This is a genomic window from Nitrincola alkalisediminis (assembly GCF_009821115.1).
GTDB lineage: Bacteria > Pseudomonadota > Gammaproteobacteria > Pseudomonadales > Balneatricaceae > Nitrincola > Nitrincola alkalisediminis.
In genome coordinates this window covers 249840-271291 of the sequence record NZ_VYTY01000004.1, presented here as the reverse complement: position 1 = coordinate 271291, position 21452 = coordinate 249840, and the positions used below count along the sequence as shown (strand labels likewise).

Genomic DNA, 21452 nt, shown 5'->3' with positions numbered 1-21452 from the left:
ACCCAAGACCATCGAAATAAGATGGCCTGAGTTCAAAGAGGATAAAAAAGTGGACGGTTATTTTTTCGCGGCGGCAGCTTCACGCTCAGCCAATTGTTGCAAACCGCGCTCTGTGTACGCGGTACCGGTGGCGTGTGCTATATCACGAACAACTTCCCAGTCGTCTTTGTAGGTAATTGGGAAAAAGCGATCTGCGCCGTCAAAGTTTGCCTGCATTTCGGGCGGAAAGCGGTAAGAGTCGAAGGCGTCTTTGATTTTTTCCACTAACTCGGGATGCAAGTCATGTGCATAGCCAAATGCGGAGGTGGGAAAACGTGCACTGCGGTAAATAACTCTAAAGTCCTCTGCCTTCACACGGCCTGCTTCAACCATGCGATCGTACACATCGGAAGCAACGGGGGCTGCATCGTAGTCACCGGTCAACACGCCCATTACGGATTGGTCATGCTTGCCAGAATAGGCCACTTTATAATCTTCATCCGGTACAACACCTAAGGCCGGAAACAAGGCTCTAGGGGCTAGGTTACCTGAGTTGGACGATACGGCGGTATGAGCCACTGTACGGCCTTTGAGGTCTTCCATCGTTTGAATATCACTGTCGGCACGCACGATGGTGATCAGATTGTAGCCTTGGAATTCATTTTCATAGCCTTTTACTGCAATCGGTACATAGCCTGCAAGGTTCACAGCATAGCCTGTTGGCCCTGTTGAGAAGCCTGCGATATGCAAGCGCCCTGAGCGCATGGCTTCGACTTGTGCCGAGTTGGAGTGAACGTTGTAGTAGACCACTCGTTTGCCAGTGGCTTCAGATAGGTGGCGTTGGAAATCAGCAAATGCATCTTGGTACACAGCGGGGTCTTCCACCGGGGTATAGGTGAACACCAATGTACTGGGGTTGCGCCAACGGCTGGAGTCTTTGGGGGTGTCGGCCACCATGTCCATGTTCTCATCGCAGAAGCGATCATCCAATGCACCGCGATGCCCACAATCGGCTGCAAATGCTGCAGAGGTGGATAAAGCAACGATCAGTGACGTGGTAATACCGAGACGACCAAGGGTGAGTAAACTCATGTGAAGAATCTCCGAATTATTATTGTATTGTTAGCCGCCAACTGTATTGGGAAAATGCAGTGCGGGTACGCAAATACAGAGCAAAAGCGATACCAACACAAAATAGTCATTATTTTTCATATCGTTAGAATAGAATCAAGAAAAAAGTCTATTCACCTGCCCAAAAAATGGGACACATCTGCCCCATTCAAACGGGTGATTTTTCAGGCGATAGGTCACCAATGTCCCATCAGGCTCTAAACGTTTGCTTGTCCAACTGGAATTTTTTCATTTTGCGATACAGGGTTTTACGAGACATTTTTAACTGCTCGGCGGCTTTGCCTATTTGACCCGCAGCGGCGGCTAAGGAGTCTTCAATCAGCTTGCGCTCATAGTCTTCAAGCTTCTGATCAAACTCATCGAGCGCAGGAGCACGGATAGCCTGCGACGTATCGTTCAAAGAAAAGCCATCGCCTTCGATGCCCAGCACAAAACGATCTGCCGTGTTGCGCAACTCTCTGACATTGCCTGGCCAGGCATAGTGCAGAAGTTTTTCTTGATGATGGGCGCGTATCGGTGGGCAGGCTTTTTGAAAGCGTTCGGCGGCCAGTTGGCAGTAATGCTGAAACAGCATCAGGATATCATCACCGCGCTCTCTCAAGGGCGGAAGCCTCAAGCTCGCAACGTTTAAGCGGTAGTATAAATCGAGACGAAACAGTCCTTTTTCACTGATTCGCTGTAAATCGTCTTTGCTTGCGGCGATCACGCGAATGTTCACCTGAATGGATTGTGTGCTGCCAAGACGCTCCAGGCTGCGCTCCTGTAACACGCGCAACAGCCGAATTTGCGCTGTCAACGGCATGGTTTCAATTTCATCTAGGAACAGTGTGCCTCCTGAGGCGGCCTCTATTTTCCCCATTTGACGCTGTTTCGCCCCAGTAAAAGCGCCAGCTTCGTAACCAAAGAGTTCGCTTTCGATAAGGTTTTCGGGCATGGCACCGCAGTTGATCGCGATAAACGGATGGTGACGACGCTGACTCGCATCGTGCAGTGCGCGAGCGACGACGTCCTTACCGCTGCCCGTTTCACCGTAGATCAGGGTGTCTACATCGGCATTGGCCAGCACCAAAATTTGCTCGTGAAGTTGTTTAATGCCGGGGGACTCGCCCACAACATGGCGCTCGACAATGGCTTTGTCGTCTTGGCACAACTGCTGCTCACGACGCGCAAGCACCCATTTGCGCTGACGTTGCGCTTGGCGTAAGCGTTCAACCAAAAGCGAGGGCGAGACGGGTTTCTCCAAAAAATCAACGGCCCCTTCACGCATGGCTTGCGTTGCCATCGGAATATCGCCATGGCCACTCATTAAAACAACCGGTAACTCCGCATCAAGGTTTTGCAGGTGTGCAAGCAGCTGCATGCCATCCACGTCCGGCATGCACACATCGCTCAGTACAACGGCATTGGGATTTTGTTGCAAAAAGGTCAGCAGCAGCGAGGGCCCACTAAAGCATCGAGGTTCAAAGCCTTCAAGGGTCAGCATTTCGGCAAAACTGTCGAGAACAGAAGGATCGTCGTCAACAATACAAACTATCGGTAATTGGGACATAGGCGGATTCTTATCGTTTTGGGTAACGCATTAATAAGGGCTGGCTATTCGTCATAACAACGGGGATTTAGCTAATTACACCATCTTGCCAAACATTTGCCATGAGTTAAACAGGTGTCGTGTCGGATGCCATCGGAATCATGATTTGAAAACAGGCACCGGATGTCGTGTCCATCAAGGAAATGCGCCCATCAAAGTCCTGTAAGATGTTGTAACTAATCGATAACCCAAGACCTAACCCCTTGCCGGGTGACTTGGTGGTAAAGTAAGGGTCGAATATATGCTCCTTGCAGTCCGATTCTATACCCGGTCCGTTGTCTTCAACAAGGATTTCGACCCACTCGGCGTTCGTACAGACGCTCCAAGAGACGCGCACAGACGGATTTTGGCTCTGTTGAACCGCATCCAGTGCATTCATAATCAGGTTAACCATCACTTGCTCAAGTCGAATCGGCTCAGCCATCACCCAAACATCGGCATCGCCTGTCAACTCAGGCTGGCAATGGCTGGATTTTGACTTAAGCAATTCAACCGCTGCATCAATGACGGGCGCCAAGAGGATGGGATAGGGTTTTTGATCGGTTTTTCGGGCAAAGCCACGTAAGTGGTGCGTAATCCCGGCCGTTTTTTCCAACTGTTGGGTGAGCCTCTCTACCCCGGATTTGGCTTGATCCATTAAGCCCTTGTCCAGACACAGGCCAACACTGTGCAGTTGGTTGCGCATCACCGCAAGGGGTTGGTTAATTTCGTGTGTAATCGCCACGCTTAACTGCCCCAGCGCGGCCAGTTTACCTGCTTGAATCAAGTCTTGCTGTGCCAGTCGTAAACGCTTTTCGGTGTCTAATCGCTCTTGCGTTTCCGCGGCCAATTGGCGATGCATCGCTTCTGTCTGAACCGCCGCTTCTTGAAAGGTTTTGAGATCTTTGGCCATTTCAGAGATTTCATCCTGCCCTTCTTGAATGACATTGATGCTCAAAGTACCGCTGGCGATGGAGTGCATATTGGATTGCAACCTCACCAAACGGCCCAGTATGTTCCGCCTCACGTAGAACCAAGACACGCTCGCTGCGAGCAGCAAACTCATGATGGACAGCATCAGAGTTGCATCCCTCGCTTTGGAGACCGACAGGCCCGCCTCTGCAATTTCATCATCAACACGCTGGTTTACTCGCTCGGTGTACTGTGAGATTTGAGCCGCCAGCTGCTGTATATGGCGCTGGCTATTGTTCACCAAGAATTCTTCTTGATAGCGCAGGTCGAGTTCACGGTTTTTTTCGGTAAAGAGCGGTCCCTCACGGGAAACCAGTAAGAACAACGCATCGATAGGGGCATTGTCAAATGCGCGTATTAGATCGTCATCCTTGTGCTGCAAGGCTTGTATCTCTGCCACTAAGGCTTCCAAGCGTAAGAAGGTGTAATCCAACTCCTTAAATGTACTGTCCGTGTGTACTTTTTCAGCCAGCGCAAACAAATAACTTAGGCTTAAGCGTGTGGACAAAAATGCCTCTGAATAGGCTGATAAGGGGCGTTGATCCAAGGCTTGATTCACCTCGACGTAGAGTGGGTAGAGGCGCAAACGTTGCTGATCCGACGACTGAGCATGGCGATGGCGCTCTTCAACGGTTTGATGAATCAGGCCAATGCTGTAACGAATCTGGTCACTGATTTCGATGAAATAACGGTTGTAGTCGGGCAGATGAATCACCCACGTCTGCATTTCAGCTAAGACGCGGTTTAGCTGCTCCCTAGTGCGCTGCCGCACATAGTTTGAGTCGGCACTGATTAAACGCGGGACCAGCGCTGTGAGTTGTTGGCTGAGCTCATTCAAACGTGCGGAAGCATAGAGCACTTCAATGCTATCCGCCCGAATCTGCTCTAAGCGCTGTTGCAAAAGCCCATTGCTGTGGGAGGCAAACCCCGCGGCCAACAAGGTCATCAAGGCAACGGTTGCAAAGGCCAGCATCAAGCGCGTGCTGACACTTTTAGGAATCCACTGCTGAAACTGCATCATCGGCCAGATTTAAAAATTAAAACGCCCGGATTCTTCAACATTGATGAAGGGAATCAAGGATCCTGCATCAATGCGCGCTTTGAAGGTGTAGTTGTACTGATTGCGTTGCGAGGATAAAACATCGCTGATCAAACGCGCACTGCCCAATAAATCGGGGCTGGCCTCTATGACAAAGTTGGCACTGCCATACGCAGGCACAGAGGGTAAATCCGGTGCAGCACCGCTTAGAATTCGATAATTCTCAACCTCTACACTGTAGCTCATCCCACGCAGGTTCAATCCCACTCGGTTCGGATTCACCACCTCTAGACCTATGGCAAACTTGGGGGCAATCCCTTGTTGATTCGGCACCATCGTGAAAGACGTTACCTTGACATGCGGCTTTTCGTAGGCCCCTTTTAAGGATGCACACCCCATCACAGGCAAGGCAAGAATCGACAGTAATACAGCGCGTCTTGTTGAGTTCATCTCTGTCTCCTTTGGGTAATTAGGCTGGATTAAACCTGAGTTCAGCTGAGCCTTAGCTGAACTCGGTGGAGACCCTACACCACTTCCGCTAAATTCCCTTTATCTTCAAGCCATTGTTTACGATCAGATGCACGCTTCTTCGCCAACAACATATCCATCAGTTCATGGGTGTCATCACCATCATCAATCGTCAGTTGCACCAGTCGACGGGTATCCGGTGACATGGTGGTTTCGCGTAGCTGTAAAGGGTTCATTTCCCCCAATCCCTTAAAGCGCTGCACGCCCACTTTCGCATTTTTACGTTCAGCACGGATGCGATCAATGATGGCGTCTCGCTCATCATCATCAAGAGCATAAAACACCTCTTTTGCAACATCGATGCGATACAACGGCGGCATGGCCACGTAGACATGCCCTGCGGCCACAAGGGGTTTAAAGTGCTGCACAAACAAAGCGCACAACAGCGTTGCGATGTGCAAGCCATCGGAGTCGGCATCTGCCAGAATGCAGATTTTGTTGTATCGCAGTCCTTCAAGATTATCTGAGCCTGGATCAACGCCAATGGCGACAGAAATATCGTGAATTTCCTGCGAACCGAGTATTTCAGATGAGTCCACTTCCCAGGTGTTCAGAATCTTACCGCGCAGGGGCATGATGGCCTGAAACTCTCGGTTTCGGGCTTGTTTTGCCGAGCCACCTGCCGAATCACCCTCAACTAAAAACAGTTCGGATTGAGCGGCATCGGCACCGGAACAGTCGGCCAATTTACCGGGTAAGGCTGGACCTTGCGTGACTTTTTTACGAACCACTTTCTTGTTGTTGCGCATGCGCTTTTGCGCGTTCGTAATCACCAATTCGGCGATTTTTTCACCTTCTTCGACATGACGGTTGAGCCAGAGTGAGAAGGCATCTTTCACGGCACCTGAAATGAAGGCTGCGATGCCGCGTGACGATAAGCGCTCTTTGGTTTGACCCGAAAATTGAGCGTCACGCATTTTGGCCGACAGGATATAACAGCATTTATCCCAAATATCTTCCGGCGTGAGTTTGACACCACGGGGCAGCAGGTTACGGATTTCACAAAACTCACGCATGGCTTCCAAAAGCCCGGTGCGCAGCCCATTCACATGGGTTCCGCCTTGTGCCGTGGGGATGAGGTTAACATAGCTTTCGGCCATGATCTCTCCCCCCTCTACCAACCACTGCACAGCCCACTCGACGGCATCTTCCTGCCCCACCAAACTGCCAACAAAGGGCTCTTCTGGCAGGGTGTCGTATACCTGGGTTGCCCCTTTTAAATAGGCCACCAAGCCATCTTCGTAGTACCACTCTTCTTGATCTTGCTTAGCGCCGCTCAGGTCTTTAAAAATCACCTTGAGACCTGGGCATAGCACCGCTTTTGCCCGCAAATTGTGCTTTAAACGAGAGACACTGAATTTTGGCGTGTCAAAATACTTGGGATCGGGCGTGAATCGAACCGTTGTTCCGGTGTTGCGCTTGCCACATTGCCCTATCACTTCAAGATCGGATACTTTTTCTCCGTCGGCAAAAACAATTTTATGGACTTGGCCGTCACGACGAATTTCAACGTGCAGGAGTTTAGACAGGGCATTTACGACCGACACCCCAACACCATGCAGACCGCCGGAAAAGGTGTAGTTGTCATTGTTAAATTTGCCGCCTGCATGCAGACGCGTCAAAATCAACTCGACACCACTGACGCCCTCTTCTGGGTGGATATCGACGGGCATGCCACGGCCATCGTCTGAAACAGACAGCGAGCCGTCTTCATGTAAGGTCACTTCAATTTGTTTTGCATGGCCAGCCAGTGCTTCATCGACCGAGTTATCTATGACTTCTTGTGCCAAATGATTGGGGCGGTCCGTTTCGGTGTACATACCTGGACGGCGTTTTACGGGGTCTAAGCCACTGAGAACTTCAATAGCGTCGGCATTGTATTGCTTTGTCATTAGGCTTCCTGTTGTGCTAAAACGGTCAAAGTAGTTGCTGGAGGCTCGATGGCTTTGCCTTCGGAAAAGGCAAGTATCATGGGTATCCACTCATCAAAGGCATCAAATCCATGACTCCCGCCCTCTTGAATATACTGAGTGGAACCCGCAAATTTTTCAACGGCTTCACGGTAATCCAAGGTTTCATCTCCGGTTTGCGTTAACAACACATAGCGGGATGGATCAAAGATTTCCGGTACATCCAACGCATGCAACTGCGCTAAATGTTCATGCGTTAATTGGTAACGCTCGTGGGTATAGATGTTTTCGTTTTCACCTAACCAGTTTTCAAGCAGCCGATAGGGGTAGACCGCTGGATTAACCAACACGCTGCGCACATTCAAGTAATGCTCGGTTAGCCACGTGCTGTAATACCCACCCAACGAGCTGCCGACCAGAGTAATAAAACGCTCTCTGTGTGCTTGGACAATTTCTTGTAATTGTTCCATCGCCTCCGCGGGGGATGCTGACAGCGGCGGAACAAGTACATCCTGCTCTCGACCGATTGCTTGCATATACGCAACCAAACGTTGGGCTTTCCATGAGGCAGGAGAGCTGTTAAATCCATGAACATAAATAATTAGCGGTAAATTAGCCATTCATTTTCTCATGAAGTTATACGGTGTTATAGCAACGGCATGGGGCTCATTCGGGAAGTGCGACTTCAAGCTGATGACCATGGTTTAAACACTGGTTCAGCCATTCACCTAAAAAAAGATTGAGTTGAATCTTTTCATCGGGCTGATGCATGTTGCGATTGGGGTAACCATAAACCCCACTGAGCTGCTTGCGTCGGCGCGCACAAATGACCTCAGCCATTAAGGCGTCGTGGTACAAGCGTATCACCAATTGTGGGGACTCAAGCCAAGGGGAATAAGGCTCATGAATATGGGTCATCACCACCGAGCTGGTATAGCGAAACTCTTCGTCTATGTGCAAACGGACCAAGACGTGTTTCTGATGCCAAACCACCCGAAACTCGCGGACAGGGTGTTCGCCCGCTTTAGGCAGCAGTTTTTGCAGGCGTGCATAATTCGCTTGGCAAACAGCCATTTGACGTGTCAGGTCAGGAACATACTTACGTTTCATTGCTCTTCCGCATCACTTCAACACCCTCTTGTACAATTCGATCATAGTGTATTCTTAACCATTGTACGCCAATAATGATTGCACCGTTATTCAAACGTCCTTGATCAAGCAAGTCGAACACCTCTTGTGCAGGTAAGCTTAGCACTCGAATGTCTTCGTGCTCGGAATCCAAGCCGTGTATTCCAGAGGCCAATGACGCATCAACGAAGCCATACCATAAATCAATCCACTCATCCATACCGCCAGGGCTGGGTAAATAGCCAAGAATGGGCGCTAAGTGCTTGACGGTGATGCCGGCTTCCTCTTGTGTCTCACGTTCGGCAACCTCTTGAATCGACTCACCTGGCTCGACCATACCCGCAACCAATTCCAACAACCAAGGACCTCCGGGTGCATCAACCGCACCTGCTCTGAACTGCTCGATCAACACCAGACTCTCACGGATAGGATCAAACAACAAGACAACCACCGCATTGCCGCGACGAAAAATTTCACGTGTAATGGTCATAGGTGCCCGCTCAAAACAGGCATGACTCAGTGTTAAACGATGCATTTTAAAGAAGCCGTCAAACACACGTTTATCTTCTTGAATCACAACATCCTTTGCGTCAAATGTAGGTGACCATGTCATCGTTAATACCTCGTTAGGGGTTGGACGTTATACACGCCAATTTAAATAACCTTAGATTTCTTCGTTGTTACTTTGCACTTGCGATGGCTCAAAAAATGTAAAGCCATTGCGGCCTTTTGCTTTGGATGCATACATGGCCAGATCGGCTTCTTTCAAAAGCGCATCGACGGGCTTTTCCCCTGCACAAAACACCGTAGCACCAATGCTAATGGTAATTGGATACTGAATATCTCTGAGTTGATACAGATCCGCAAGGTCACCTTGTAGACTCAAAATAACATTTTCAGTTCGAGTATAGGCTTTCTGTACATCTTCACCTGCATCGTCGACTAGCACAACAAACTCATCCCCGCCTAAACGTGCAACAAAACAATTCCCATCGACACCTTCCTGCAATCGATCGGCTATCTGTTGTAACAGCAAATCCCCATAGTCGTGACCATAGCTGTCGTTTAAGGGTTTGAAGTTGTCAAGATCGATAAAAAGTAAACTGGCATATCCAGCGCCTGACTGACGGCCATCATTGCGATTGGACAAGGTGTTCATAAAGGAACGTCGATTCGGTAAAGAGGTCAGCGGGTCGAAAAAAGCTAAGGCGCGAAGCTGCTTTTCTTTCTCCTTTAGCTCTTTTGCTTGTTTCTCTAATTGACGCTGCTGAGCTTGATTGGTTTCGTGATAGCTTCTGAACAGGCGTCGGGACCAGCGCGAAAACACCAAGGATGCCAGAACCGATAGAGTCAGAGCAATACTACCCCCTATCAACAACTGACGATAGTTTCGCGCTTGCGCCACTGAGAAGGCTTGCCGCTCTTGACTGAGTAAGCTGTTAAAATCGTCTTCAAAAATAGTGGTTGCCAAGATCCACCCCCAGTCTTCGTAGACCCCAACTAACGCTTGTTTTTTTCTCAACACTTTAGTGGATGGCTCTTCAAACCAATAGTCAACAAAGCCACCACCATCGGTTGCAGTCAATACCATTTGATTGAGCGACGCTTGCTCAATCTGTGAGCGTTGAGTAGGAGGTGTTTGCTCAAGTTCAACATTCCCCGGCGACACAAGCAACTGCCCTGAAATATCAAATAAGGTAATGTATCCCGACTGCCCAAACCGATGTGACCGAATCCAATTCTTGGCAACCTCCTGTTGTTTTTTGTCCCACTCGTAGGTGTAATCACCCGTGCCAATTAACCAATCGAAGGGCTCAAAATACCGAACATAGGCAAGTTTATCTGACATTTGGCTTGGATGTTCTGGATGATACCAACGATATTGCGAAAACCCCTCGCCTCTAGGCTTGCGTGCGGCCTCAATTAAGCCCTGCATAATAAAGTGCCCAGTATCGTCTTGGTTATCCGGCATTAGACGCCCTTCGAACTCAGGTGCTGTCGGCAGTAAGATAAAACGCCCCTCCATATCATCAACAAAAAAATAACCACGCCCATCAAAAAACCTCAGTTCTCGCAGAGATTCTACAATCATTTTTTTGATTTCTTGTGTATTGCGTATATTGCGCTCTTGTTGATAAATCGTATTCATCAGATCATACGCAAGATCGACTTGTTCGATTAAGCGAGCACGAAGAATCTCGTCCGATTGAGCACGGGTATGATCTAAGTAATTGCGTAACGTGATCATTTCCGATTGCAGCTGATCCTGAATTTGCTGGGCGACCGAGTCTTCGAGCTTGTTTAGAAAGTTGATTTGATCAGCAAATCGTTGACCTAAAAAAAGGCCTCCGAGCATCAGGGTTAATGTAAAAACAACCAGTAATGTCCCCAAAAGATGTAGCTTAGGTAGGTTTTTAGCAGGGTTTGACAATCGCATAGACGTGAGTAATACCTATCATTTTTTATTTGTGTAAGTGTATAAGAAACGGCGCTATAAAGCAGTTAAAAGCGATTTTCTAATGTACAATTCCAGACTTGAGTCAAACGTAAATCTACCCATTATCAAGAGATAACACCCGATGTCTATTGAGAGCGCAATTACCTATTTTATCGCCATTTTTATCTTTGCCATCACACCCGGTCCGGGTATTTTTGCATTGATTTCAAGAGGGATGAGCTCTGGTTTCAGTGCCTGCATCCCCCTTGCGGCGGGAATGACACTGGGCGATCTCATTTATCTAACGCTTGCATGTTATGGATTAGCGACCCTGGCCGAACACTGGAGTGAGGTGTTTACTGTGATTCGTATTGTAGGGGCGATATACCTGATCTACCTAGGGTGGAAAATGTGGACAGCGCCCACTCATCTAGCGGACATTCCTAAGGATACTACGCTTGGGTCAGTCAAAGGCTTTGTTCAAGGCTTTTTGATTTCGTCGTCCAATCCTAAGGTTATTTTGTTTTATATTGCATTCTTACCTACGTTTATTGATTTAACCCAAATGACTCAGTCGGATATTGTCTTGATTGCCGTGCTGACACTAACAGCTCTCATGCTGGGCCTTTTATTGATTTCAGCGGGTGTCTCAACGGCTCGCAAAGCCTTTAGATCCCACAAAGCCATGCGTACATTGAATCAAAGCGCAGGCTCTCTGATGATTTTGGCCGGGGTCTACTTGGCGACGAAAAGCTAACGTCACGATCAATCATCGCCGTCTTCATGCGATGGAATAATTTCAGATAATAGGGTTTGAATAGGTGATATTTATGGTCATTTTACTTAAAATAAGGCGGTTAAACGACCATCCACCCAACTCCATAGCACATGCGGATACTATTATGACGGACCATCTATCTTCTTCACCTAAACGTCGACTAATCTTCCCTCTAGCAGGCTTACTCATCGCGAGCTTAGGTATTGCTTATGCTGTATCGGATTACTATTTGACGTATCAACAAAAGCAGGAAGGCGCCGCAGAAAAAGCACTTATTCAGGAGCAAGTTGCGGCATCTGTTGCCGACATAACTGCGTTAAAAGCGCAAATGGCTGAATTAGAAGCGAAAAAACAAGGCCTGATCGATACTGAGCAAAACAATCTTGTTCAGCTAGAGTCTTTATACGAGCAGGCCAATCGTTTTCAAGAGAGCTTAGTCGGCAATGAAGGTTCTATTTCAAGCTTACCCAGCGCTGTGCCTTCAGGCGCCGAATCGCTCTGATAAGTATTGATGTATTTGCTTTGATTCATACATCCAAGTTGTCTTGCCGTTGTCCTCAATCTTTAGACAAGGCACTTGGATTTTTCCACCCTCTTGCTCTAGCTCACGGCGATACTCTGGATTTCCCTTAGCATCTTTTAACGCAATGGATACGTTGAGTCGATGAAGCGTGCGTCGTGTTTTGACACAAAATGGGCAAGCATGGAATTGATACAAGGACAGTTGCTGAGCGTCTGCATCTACTTTCGCCTGCTCTTCTGGCGTACGTTTCATTTTAGCGGGGCGCGAAATCCAATCTAAAAAGACGATCACATTTCCCAAACCTTTTCTAAGCATCGATACCAACATTTGTTCTACAACCTTTTATTTCGAACCTTAATGAAGTACTCATTTTACCAGACTGCCCAAAGCAACGTTAGCCTCTCTGGCGAATAGCCCCTATGGACTCAATCGATTACTAGTTAATTTAATTGGATCAAGCAGGCTCATCAGTTCAGACTCCGACAAGTCTGTCATTTCAAGGGCAACCTCTAAGACAGGCCGCTGTTCTTGGTACGCACGCTTGGCTATTTCAGCCGCCTTCAGATAACCGATGACGGGATTCAAGGCAGTGACTAAAATGGGATTACGCGATAACGACGCAACGATATTTGCCTCGTTGACTTTAAAAGTGGCAATCGCTTTGTCGGCTAGGGCATAGGCAATATTTGTCAAAAGCTCAATGGATTGCAATAGATTACTGGCTACTAACGGCAGCATCACATTCAATTCAAAATTGCCCGACTGACCCGCCAACGTAATACTGGCATCATGACCTATCACCTGTGCCGCCACCATCGTGGCCGCCTCTGGAATCACCGGATTTACCTTTCCAGGCATGATTGAAGACCCTGGCTGTAAAGCTTCCAGTTCAATTTCGGCCAATCCCGACAAGGGACCTGAATTCATCCAACGTAAATCATTTGCAATTTTCATAATTGACACAGCGGTCGTTTTTAACTGTCCGGACAGGCTCACCGCCGTGTCTTGGGCACTCATCAGTGCAAAGACATTGTCTGCTGGTAAAAAGGTGATCCCGGTTTGATCACTTAAAGATGCACAAAACTCCGAGGCAAAGTCCGGGTGTGCATTAACCCCTGTTCCAACTGCGGTCCCTCCTTGCGGTAGATGCTGCAAGCTCACCTGCAACGATTGTATATGCTTAATATTCTGAAGAATTTGTGCAGACCAAGCACTCAAAGATTGGCTCAAACGGATTGGCATGGCGTCCATCAGATGTGTTCGTCCTGTTTTAACACAGTGATCCACCGATGCCGCTTTACGCATAATAGCTTCAGATAAATGACTCAAGGCCGGGAGCAACGCATCTTCAACCATGACAGCGGCACTGATATGTATCGCGGTTGGAATACAGTCATTACTGCTTTGTCCAAAATTAACATGGTCATTGGGGCTAACGTCATCTTTTAAAATACGGCTGGCTAAAGTGGCCAATACCTCATTTGCATTCATATTACTGCTTGTCCCAGAACCCGTTTGGTAGATATCCACTGGGAAGTGCGCCATCAATTGCGCATCGTCCATTAGGTCATCGACGGCTTGCACGATTGCATCGGCTATAGGTTCGGATAGGAGTTTCAGACGTTTATTGGCGACGGCCGCTGCTCGCTTTGTCATTAATAACGCACGAATAAATGCAGTAGGCATAGGCTGACCGCTAATCGCAAAGTTGTTAATTGCACGCTGCGTCTGAGCGCCGTACAAAGCCTGCTCAGGGACACTAACGGTTCCCATACTGTCTTTTTCAATACGATGCGTCATGTTCAATCCTCCCCAATATGTGCATTGAAATACAAGCCTGCTCTGATGTACTCAAACGTAATGTGCAATTCATATTGCAAGCGATTAAGGGTGCGATAGCTCCCTTTAAATCGTGGCAAACGCTTCATCGCCAACAGGGGTCTATTGATATTTTCCAAACAAAAGATACGCCACTGAGCAGGCAACACCTCATCGGCAAGGGTTTCTAGCAATAAACGAAATTGCTGTTCATAGTGGGCAAACTTTTCTTTGTGATGATCGGGTAATGCTTCATTTTCTAAAGAAAACCAGCGGTAAATCAGCAGCGGATCATCTGGACACTGCGCTTGCCTGATCATGGTCCGTAACTGTTCTAAAGAAACTGTATGCGTGTAACTGGACATAACTCATCTCATTTTGAAGTGATAATACGGCGTAAGGTCAACTAGTGCATGACTGATGACGGCAGGATTAGCATTGTGGTGCAGAGCGCCCCCACACCAACACAAACAAACTCGAACCAATAATTACTCATAGGTTTCTCTTCATTATAGGTTAGGATAAAAATGCGCCGATTAGCTGCTGAAACAAGAAGTGGCTACAAACGCAACGAATACCAAATGTTATTGATAATTATTATCAATACTGATTCGATCTATGTCAAGCCTGTTCTCTAAAACATGGGATATAAAAAAAGCCCAACAGCATCTCTGCCATTGGGCTTTGAGGAGAACATCGGGATTAGGCGGCCGCTTCGTCTTCGACAGAAGAGCGGATCAGATAATCGAAGGCACCCAATGCAGCGCCTGCGCCATTACCCATCGCAATAATAATTTGTTTGTACGGAACGTTGGTCACATCCCCTGCTGCAAACACACCTGGGATATGTGTTTCGCCGTGCGAGTTGACTTCAATTTCACCAAAACGCGTCAGCTCAAGATCCCCTTTCAACCAATCGGTATTTGGGATGAGTCCGATTTGTACGAAGATCCCCTCTAGGTCCAGATGGTATATTTCATTACGCTCGCGGTCTTTATAGGTCAAACCAATCACTTTTTTACCATCGCCTCGAACCTCAGTGGTTTGAGCCATTTTTATGATGGTAATGTTGCTCATGGATGCAGCTTTTTTCTGCAGAACGGCATCGGCTCTGAGCGTGTCGCTAAACTCCAACACCGTTACGTGCGCAACGATCCCGGCAAGATCAATGGCCGCTTCGATGCCTGAGTTACCGCCACCAATTACGGCTACACGCTTACCTTTAAATAACGGGCCATCGCAATGTGGGCAATAGGCGACACCTTTTCCACGGTACTCTTGCTCACCGGGAACATTCATTTCTCTCCAGCGTGCACCTGTGGCTAAAATGACAGACTTACTCTTCAGCGTTGCACCACTTTCAAGATCAATTTCAATCAGGCCATCTTTGCGCAGTTTCTTAGCACGTTGGTTGTCCATGACATCCACATCGTACTCTTTAACATGCTGTTCAAGACTGGCAACCAGCTTTGGCCCTTCGGTGTAGTTAACCGAAATAAAGTTTTCGATGCCCACGGTATCCATTACCTGACCGCCAAAGCGTTCAGCAACAATACCCGTGCGGATCCCTTTACGTGCAGCATAAATAGCCGCTGCCGCACCTGCAGGCCCGCCACCCACAATTAACACATCGTATGGGTCTTTTTCATTCAGGGCTGCAGCTTCACGCTTTGCTGCACCTGAGTCAACTTTTGCAACGATTTCTTTCAACGTCATACGACCTTGACCAAAGGGCTTGCCATTGAGCAGCACGGTTGGCACGGCCATGATCTCTCTTTCTGCAACTTCTTCTTGGAAGAGCGCACCGTCGATCATGACGCTGGTCACATTCGGATTCAAAATCGCCATTAAATTCAGAGCCTGAACTACATCAGGACAGTTTTGGCATGACAGTGAGATATAGGTTTCAAAATGAAACTCTCCCTGCAATTGTTTTACTTGCTCGATCAATTCTGGATCGGCTTTTGATGGATAGCCGCCTGCTTGCAATAAAGCCAGGACTAACGAGGTAAACTCGTGACCCATCGGAATACCTGCAAAGCGCACTCTTGGTGCTTGTCCTTGTGCAGCAATCGCCATACTTGGCGCACGTTCTCTGCCATCGGTAAGGACTTGAAGGCTGATTTTACTATTCAGCTCAGCAATTTCCTCGCAGAGGGATAAGAGTTCTTTTGATTTTGCACTATCGTCAGTGGACACAAGTATCTCAATCGGATTGACGATATTCTGCAGATAGGTGTCCAGTTGCTTCTTAAGATTCGCGTCCAGCATGAGACCGCCCTTTAACGATAAGGTTATCTAGAAAATATAGGAAATTAAGACCGACCCCAAGATCTGGGGCCGGAAATGACACAGTTGTTAAACCGTATTAGATCTTGCCAACCAGATCCAAAGAAGGAGCCAGTGTTTCTTCACCTGGCTGCCATGCAGCTGGGCATACTTCACCGTCGTGAGATGCAACGTACTGAGCCGCTTGGATTTTACGAACCAGCTCTTTTGCTGAACGGCCAATGCCTAGATCGTGAATCTCAGCAACTTTGATTTGGCCTTCTGGGTTGATAACAAATGTACCACGCAAAGCCAAACCTTCTTCTTCGATCATAACGTCGAAGTTGCGAGAAATGACGCCTGTTGGATCTGCAACCATTGGGAAGTTGATTTTCTTGATGGTGTCAGATGCATCGTGCCAAGCTTTGTGAGTGAAGTGAGTATCAGTTGATACTGAATAGACTTCTACGCCCATTTCCTGCAGCTTAGGATAGAAATCAGCCAAGTCACCCAGCTCAGTTGGGCAAACAAATGTGAAGTCTGCAGGATAGAAGAAAACGACTGACCATTTTCCTTTCAAATCGGCATCAGATACTGGAACGAACTCGCCATTGTGGTAAGCCGTTGCATTAAAGGGTTTAACTTCAGTGTTAATCAGTGACATTGTGTTCTCCTAAAAGGTTGTCGTTATTCAACGAGACCATAATAGGAAAATATCACGCACATGGGAAATTAATATATCTTAGTATAACGATTTATTTTACCTATCGAAGGAAGTAAAATCTCTTTAACATTTCTATGGTAAAGATACATTGAGCCTCAGGAGGCTTCAAGGTAGTCCACCATTAACTGCAAACTCACCTGCCCCCGAAACTCATTACGCGCCAAACGATAGACCATGCGTATTGATTGCACTGCATCATTGGGCCATTGCTGAGTGTCGACACCAAAGGCAATTGCATCAATGGCTTGCTGCCCCCCGACTGGCATAACGACCAACTTCAGATGCTTTTGTCCAACAATTCGCTGTTGCAGTATTTTAAAATACCCATCAAAAACAGGTTCGGGAAACTGATGCCCCCAAGGGCCTGCTTGTTGCAAAGCATCGGACAGTTCGAGCGTAAAGTCGTCATGTTGCAGCTCACCATCGGTCATCAACACTCTTTGCAGGTCGGCTTCGGTTAAAGCTTTTTTCACCTCGGCATTAAATGCATCTTTAAAGATCGCTAGGTCTTTAATGGAGATGGATAAACCGGCGGCAGCTGCGTGCCCCCCAAACTTTTTCAACAAGCCGGGATGCCGGGCAGCGATTGCATCCAAACCGTCACGTATATGAAAACCTGGGATAGAGCGAGCAGAGCCTTTGATTTCGCCTTCATCACCGAGGGCAAACGCAATCACAGGACGATGCAAACGATCCTTGATACGTGAAGCCAAAATACCAATCACCCCTTGGTGCCAACTGGCTTCAAATAAACACACTCCCCAAGGCATAGAGGGATCGTCTAACGACAATTGATCCAGGATCTCAATGGCTTGTTTTTGCATGCTCTGTTCTATACCGCGACGTTCGACGTTCAGGTGATTGAGCGTTTGCGCTAACTCTCGCGCATGATCGGGATTATCGGTGAGTAAGCATTCGATCCCAATCGACATATCTTCCAAGCGCCCTGCCGCATTCAAACGGGGCGCAATGGCAAAGCCTAAGTCAGCAGCCATGAGATGTTCACGCTGACGCCCGGCAACCTCTAGTAATGCCAAAATCCCAGGGCGGGCTTGCCCTGCACGAATACGCAAGAGCCCCTGATGCACGAGCGTGCGATTGTTATGCTCAAGCGCAACAACATCGGCAACCGTTCCCAAGGCCACAAGATCAAGCAGGTTTGCCAAATTTGGTGCAGACTGGTGACCTGAGAAATAGCCTTTCGACTGCAACGCGCGCCTTAAAGCGATCATCACGTAAAAGATCACCCCGACACCACAGGTTGATTTCGCTATAAAATCACATCCCGGTTGATTAGGGTTTACGATGGCAACGGCATCCGGTAATACCTGTCCCGGTAAATGATGGTCGGTAACAATGACATCTATGCCGAAGTCCTGCGCTTTTTTAACCCCTTCGATACTGGAAATACCGTTATCAACCGTTACGATTACGTCTGGCTTCTTTTGACGGGCAACTTCGACAATTTCAGGGCTTAAGCCATAACCAAACTCAAAACGATTGGGTACAAGGTAATCAACCTGTGCAGCCCCCATCATACGCAACGCCAATACGGCCAGCGTTGTACTGGTGGCCCCATCACAGTCAAAGTCACCCAAAATCAAAATACGCTCTTGTCTTTCTAACGCCAGCACTAAGCGATCGACTGCGGCCCCCATGCCTTTCATGAGGTGGTCCGGTAGCAGTTCATTTAAGTGACGTCCTATATCCGCTAAGGATTCAACACCACGTGCCGCGTAAACGCGTGCCAGTACTGGGTGTAAATGAGAGAAAGGCGTAGAGGAAACCGTCGGCACAGGTCGACGTTGGATAATCGCTTGGGTCATTTCAAATCACTAATGGGAGGGGTAAAACGGCTTAAACGCTGAAAAAGAGCACTGATTCTCATCAGTGCTCTCTCTAACATCAGTCGCGATGAACGTTGGACGCGACGAATGCCTGCACGCTTGCTAAATCTTTTGGTAGAACCGTAAAGCGCTCTTCACGCTCGTACAAATCTGCCAAATGCGCGGGCAGTGCTGGCGACTCTAAACCTGCTTTCACGATGGGTTCAGGGAACTTCACCGGATGTGCCGTTGCCAGCGTGATCATAGGAATGGTTTTGTCTTTCCAACACTCACGCGCGGCTTTTAAGCCAATCGCGGTGTGTGGGTCTAACAAATACCCTGTCTCTTGGTACACCTGTTTGATCACATCGCAGGTCGTAGCATCATCGACTGCATAGCTGTCAAATAACTCACGCACCGCTTCCCAACGTCCAGACTCCAGACTCACGGACTCTGTTTTGAAACGCTTCATCAGATCTGCAATTGCGGCACCATCACGTCCATATACATCAAATAGCAAACGCTCAAAGTTTGAGGACACCATGATGTCCATTGATGGCGACAGTGTATGCTCAAGCGTTCCTTTCGACATATCATTGCCCGAAATCACGCGATGCAAGATATCATTACGGTTGGTAGCCACCACCAACTGCTTAATTGGCAACCCCATTTGTTTAGCCAGGTAACCTGCAAAAATGTCCCCGAAGTTCCCTGTCGGGACAGAGAAGGACACTTCACGGTGCGGACCACCTACGGCTAAAGCAGATGAGAAGTAGTACACGATCTGAGCCATAATCCGTGCCCAATTAATCGAGTTGACGGCTCCTAACTTAAGGCCTTGAAGGAAAGACTGATCAGCAAAGCTGTCTTTGACCATTTCCTGGCAGTCATCAAAATTGCCTTCTAACGCAATGTTAAACACATTGTCGTTTAATAAGGTCGTCATTTGGCGACGCTGAACCTCAGACACTCGGTTGTACGGGTGCATAATGAAAATATCAAGGTGCTTGCTGTGTCGGCACCCTTCAATAGCCGCCGATCCAGTGTCTCCTGAAGTCGCTCCCATGATCACTAAGCGCTCACCACGCTCAGACAACACATGATCCATTAAGCGTCCTAGCAACTGCAGTGCAAAATCTTTAAACGCCAACGTTGGACCATGGAACAGCTCTAGAATCCACTCGTTGCCACCGAGCTGAACCATCGGGGCTACACCTATGTGATTAAACCCGGCATAGGTTTCATCAATCATGGTTTTCAAATCAGATGCTTTAATGCAGTCATCCACAAAGGGTTTGATTACATTAAAGGCTAACTCGTTATACGGCAGCCCTGCCCAAGACGCAATTTCGTCTTGACTGAAAGTCGGAAGCGTCTCAGGTACATAAAGGCCGCCATCATCGGCCAATCCGGCCAGAAGTACGTCAGCAAAATTAAGGACAGGTGCCTGACCACGCGTCGAAATATAGTTCATAACAGCCCCCTTAATCGGCTAAATGGTCTACACGGATACGGATCACTTCACCTAAAATATCAGGCAAAGCTTCAATTTCACGAATGGCTTCATTCATCATTCGCTCAGCAACACGCTGGGTCAACATAATGACGGGCACTTGAGCTTCTTTTGTTTCTTTTTGCACGATAGCTTCAATGTTAATGCCCTTTTCACCCAGAATCCGTGTGACATGCGCCAATACACCGGGACGTTCAACTGCTTGCAAACGCAGATAATAGCCACTGACTGTATCCTCAACCGATAACACCGGTGTTTGTGACAACTCGGCACTTTGGAAGGCTAAGGGAGGCACGCGGCTTTCTGCCGATGCATCCAACATCCGTGCAACGTCAATCAGATCAGACACAACCGCTGAGGCCGTGGGTTCAGCACCGGCACCCGGACCATAATAGAGTGTTTGTCCAACGGCATCACCCGATACCATCACGGCATTCATAACACCATTCACGCTCGCCAACAAAGAAGATTTCGGAATTAACGTCGGATGAACCCGTAGTTCAATGCCTTTATCTGTATGGCGACTAATGCCTAAATGCTTAATGCGATAGCCTAATTCTTCTGCATACTGGACATCATCTGGCGTGATTTTACTGATTCCTTCGGTATAGGCTTTGCTGAATTGCAAAGGTATACCGTATGCAATTGACGCCAAAATAGTCAGCTTATGCGCAGCATCGATGCCCTCAACGTCGAAGGTTGGGTCAGCTTCTGCATAACCCAAGGCTTGAGCTTCAGCAAGCACATCGGCAAATGCACGCCCTTTTTCGCGCATTTCGGTCATGATGAAGTTGCCAGTACCGTTGATAATACCTGCCAACCAATTAATACGATTCGCGGCTAAGCCTTCACGAATCGCTTTAATAATTGGGATACCTCCAGCAACAGAAGCTTCAAAGGCAACCACCACGTTTTTCTTGGCGGCTGCAGCAAAAATTTCATTGCCGTGCACCGCGATCAAGGCTTTGTTAGCCGTGACAACGTGCTTGCCGTTTTCAATTGCGGTCATCACCAACTCTTTGGCAACTTCATACCCACCAATCAATTCGACAATAATGTCAATTTCAGGATCTCTGGCCAATGCAATCACATCTGTTTGTAATGTATAAGCAGATGTATCGCACGCCGGATTCGGACGGCGTGAAGCGATCGCTTTAATTTCAATTGAACAGCCCGCACGACGGGCAATTTCTTGTGCATTGCGGGTCAAGACGTTAAACGTGCCACCGCCAACTGTACCCAGACCACAGATCCCTACTTTTACAGGCTTCAAACGACACCTCGCAGATTGCTTACTCAGGACGCACTCTT

19 protein-coding genes are annotated in these 21452 nt (G+C 48.0%); 2 read left to right on the top strand and 17 right to left on the bottom strand.

The window, feature by feature from the left end; translation table 11 throughout:
• Positions 1-57: 57 nt before the first annotated feature.
• The 9 genes from phnD to F5971_RS08960 all read right to left on the bottom strand — a co-directional run bounded on the left by phnD (position 58) and on the right by F5971_RS08960 (position 10691).
• A complete protein-coding gene (gene phnD, locus F5971_RS09000; protein ID WP_036513938.1) occupies positions 58-1071 on the bottom strand; it encodes a phosphate/phosphite/phosphonate ABC transporter substrate-binding protein in 1014 nt (337 codons plus the stop codon).
• A 229-nt stretch (positions 1072-1300) separates the two neighbouring features.
• Positions 1301-2659, bottom strand: coding sequence for a sigma-54-dependent transcriptional regulator (locus F5971_RS08995; RefSeq protein WP_193494765.1), 1359 nt, complete (start codon positions 2657-2659; stop codon positions 1301-1303).
• Between the two features lie 106 nt (positions 2660-2765).
• On the bottom strand, positions 2766-4670 hold the full coding sequence (locus tag F5971_RS08990; protein WP_223116298.1) for an ATP-binding protein: 1905 nt from the start codon (positions 4668-4670) through the stop codon (positions 2766-2768).
• A 9-nt stretch (positions 4671-4679) separates the two neighbouring features.
• Entirely contained in the window at positions 4680-5138 is a 459-nt protein-coding gene (locus F5971_RS08985) for an LEA/WHy family protein (RefSeq protein ID WP_036513942.1), read from the bottom strand.
• Between the two features lie 74 nt (positions 5139-5212).
• Positions 5213-7108 (bottom strand): DNA topoisomerase IV subunit B, encoded by a 1896-nt coding sequence (parE, locus tag F5971_RS08980; protein ID WP_036513944.1) that lies wholly within the window; start codon positions 7106-7108, stop codon positions 5213-5215.
• Entirely contained in the window at positions 7108-7746 is a 639-nt protein-coding gene (locus F5971_RS08975) for a YqiA/YcfP family alpha/beta fold hydrolase (protein ID WP_036513945.1), read from the bottom strand. The genes parE and F5971_RS08975 overlap by 1 nt, the downstream gene beginning before the upstream one ends.
• 46 nt (positions 7747-7792) lie before the next feature.
• A complete protein-coding gene (locus F5971_RS08970; RefSeq protein ID WP_036513946.1) occupies positions 7793-8236 on the bottom strand; it encodes a DUF1249 domain-containing protein in 444 nt (147 codons plus the stop codon).
• Entirely contained in the window at positions 8226-8867 is a 642-nt protein-coding gene (locus F5971_RS08965; protein ID WP_036513947.1) for an NUDIX domain-containing protein, read from the bottom strand. Before F5971_RS08965 ends, F5971_RS08970 begins: the two co-directional genes overlap by 11 nt.
• Before the next feature lie 51 nt (positions 8868-8918).
• Positions 8919-10691 carry a sensor domain-containing diguanylate cyclase gene (locus F5971_RS08960; RefSeq protein WP_036513948.1) on the bottom strand — a complete coding sequence of 591 codons (1773 nt, stop codon included), beginning with the start codon at positions 10689-10691 and terminating at the stop codon, positions 8919-8921.
• A gap of 142 nt (positions 10692-10833) precedes the next feature.
• Here F5971_RS08960 and F5971_RS08955 point away from each other — a divergent pair, with 142 nt between their 5' ends.
• On the top strand, positions 10834-11448 hold the full coding sequence (locus tag F5971_RS08955; protein ID WP_193494763.1) for a LysE family translocator: 615 nt from the start codon (positions 10834-10836) through the stop codon (positions 11446-11448).
• 145 nt (positions 11449-11593) lie between these two features.
• The gene (locus F5971_RS08950) at positions 11594-11971 is read left to right on the top strand and encodes a hypothetical protein (RefSeq protein WP_193494762.1); all 378 of its coding nucleotides are present in this window, start codon (positions 11594-11596) and stop codon (positions 11969-11971) included.
• On the opposite strand, the gene F5971_RS08945 is transcribed toward F5971_RS08950, so the two are convergent.
• The 8 genes from F5971_RS08945 to F5971_RS08910 form a co-directional block, all read right to left on the bottom strand.
• Positions 11951-12319: a glutaredoxin family protein gene (locus F5971_RS08945; protein WP_193494761.1), complete on the bottom strand. Its 369-nt coding sequence runs from the start codon at positions 12317-12319 to the stop codon at positions 11951-11953. The two genes, F5971_RS08950 and F5971_RS08945, sit on opposite strands and share 21 nt — an antisense overlap.
• 90 nt (positions 12320-12409) lie before the next feature.
• Positions 12410-13792, bottom strand: a complete 1383-nt coding sequence (locus F5971_RS08940) for a class II fumarate hydratase (RefSeq protein ID WP_193494760.1) — start codon at positions 13790-13792, stop codon at positions 12410-12412.
• Between the two features lie 2 nt (positions 13793-13794).
• Positions 13795-14175: a hypothetical protein gene (locus F5971_RS08935; RefSeq protein ID WP_193494759.1), complete on the bottom strand. Its 381-nt coding sequence runs from the start codon at positions 14173-14175 to the stop codon at positions 13795-13797.
• A gap of 337 nt (positions 14176-14512) precedes the next feature.
• Positions 14513-16081, bottom strand: a complete 1569-nt coding sequence (ahpF, locus tag F5971_RS08930) for an alkyl hydroperoxide reductase subunit F (RefSeq protein ID WP_036513954.1) — start codon at positions 16079-16081, stop codon at positions 14513-14515.
• Positions 16082-16178: 97 nt separating this feature from the next.
• The gene (gene ahpC, locus F5971_RS08925; protein WP_036513955.1) at positions 16179-16742 is read right to left on the bottom strand and encodes an alkyl hydroperoxide reductase subunit C; all 564 of its coding nucleotides are present in this window, start codon (positions 16740-16742) and stop codon (positions 16179-16181) included.
• Between the two features lie 155 nt (positions 16743-16897).
• Positions 16898-18628, bottom strand: coding sequence for a single-stranded-DNA-specific exonuclease RecJ (gene recJ, locus F5971_RS08920; protein ID WP_036513956.1), 1731 nt, complete (start codon positions 18626-18628; stop codon positions 16898-16900).
• 79 nt (positions 18629-18707) lie between these two features.
• Positions 18708-20102 (bottom strand): threonine synthase, encoded by a 1395-nt coding sequence (thrC, locus tag F5971_RS08915; protein WP_036513957.1) that lies wholly within the window; start codon positions 20100-20102, stop codon positions 18708-18710.
• A gap of 10 nt (positions 20103-20112) precedes the next feature.
• A complete protein-coding gene (locus F5971_RS08910; RefSeq protein ID WP_193494758.1) occupies positions 20113-21414 on the bottom strand; it encodes a homoserine dehydrogenase in 1302 nt (433 codons plus the stop codon).
• Positions 21415-21452: the final 38 nt, after the last annotated feature.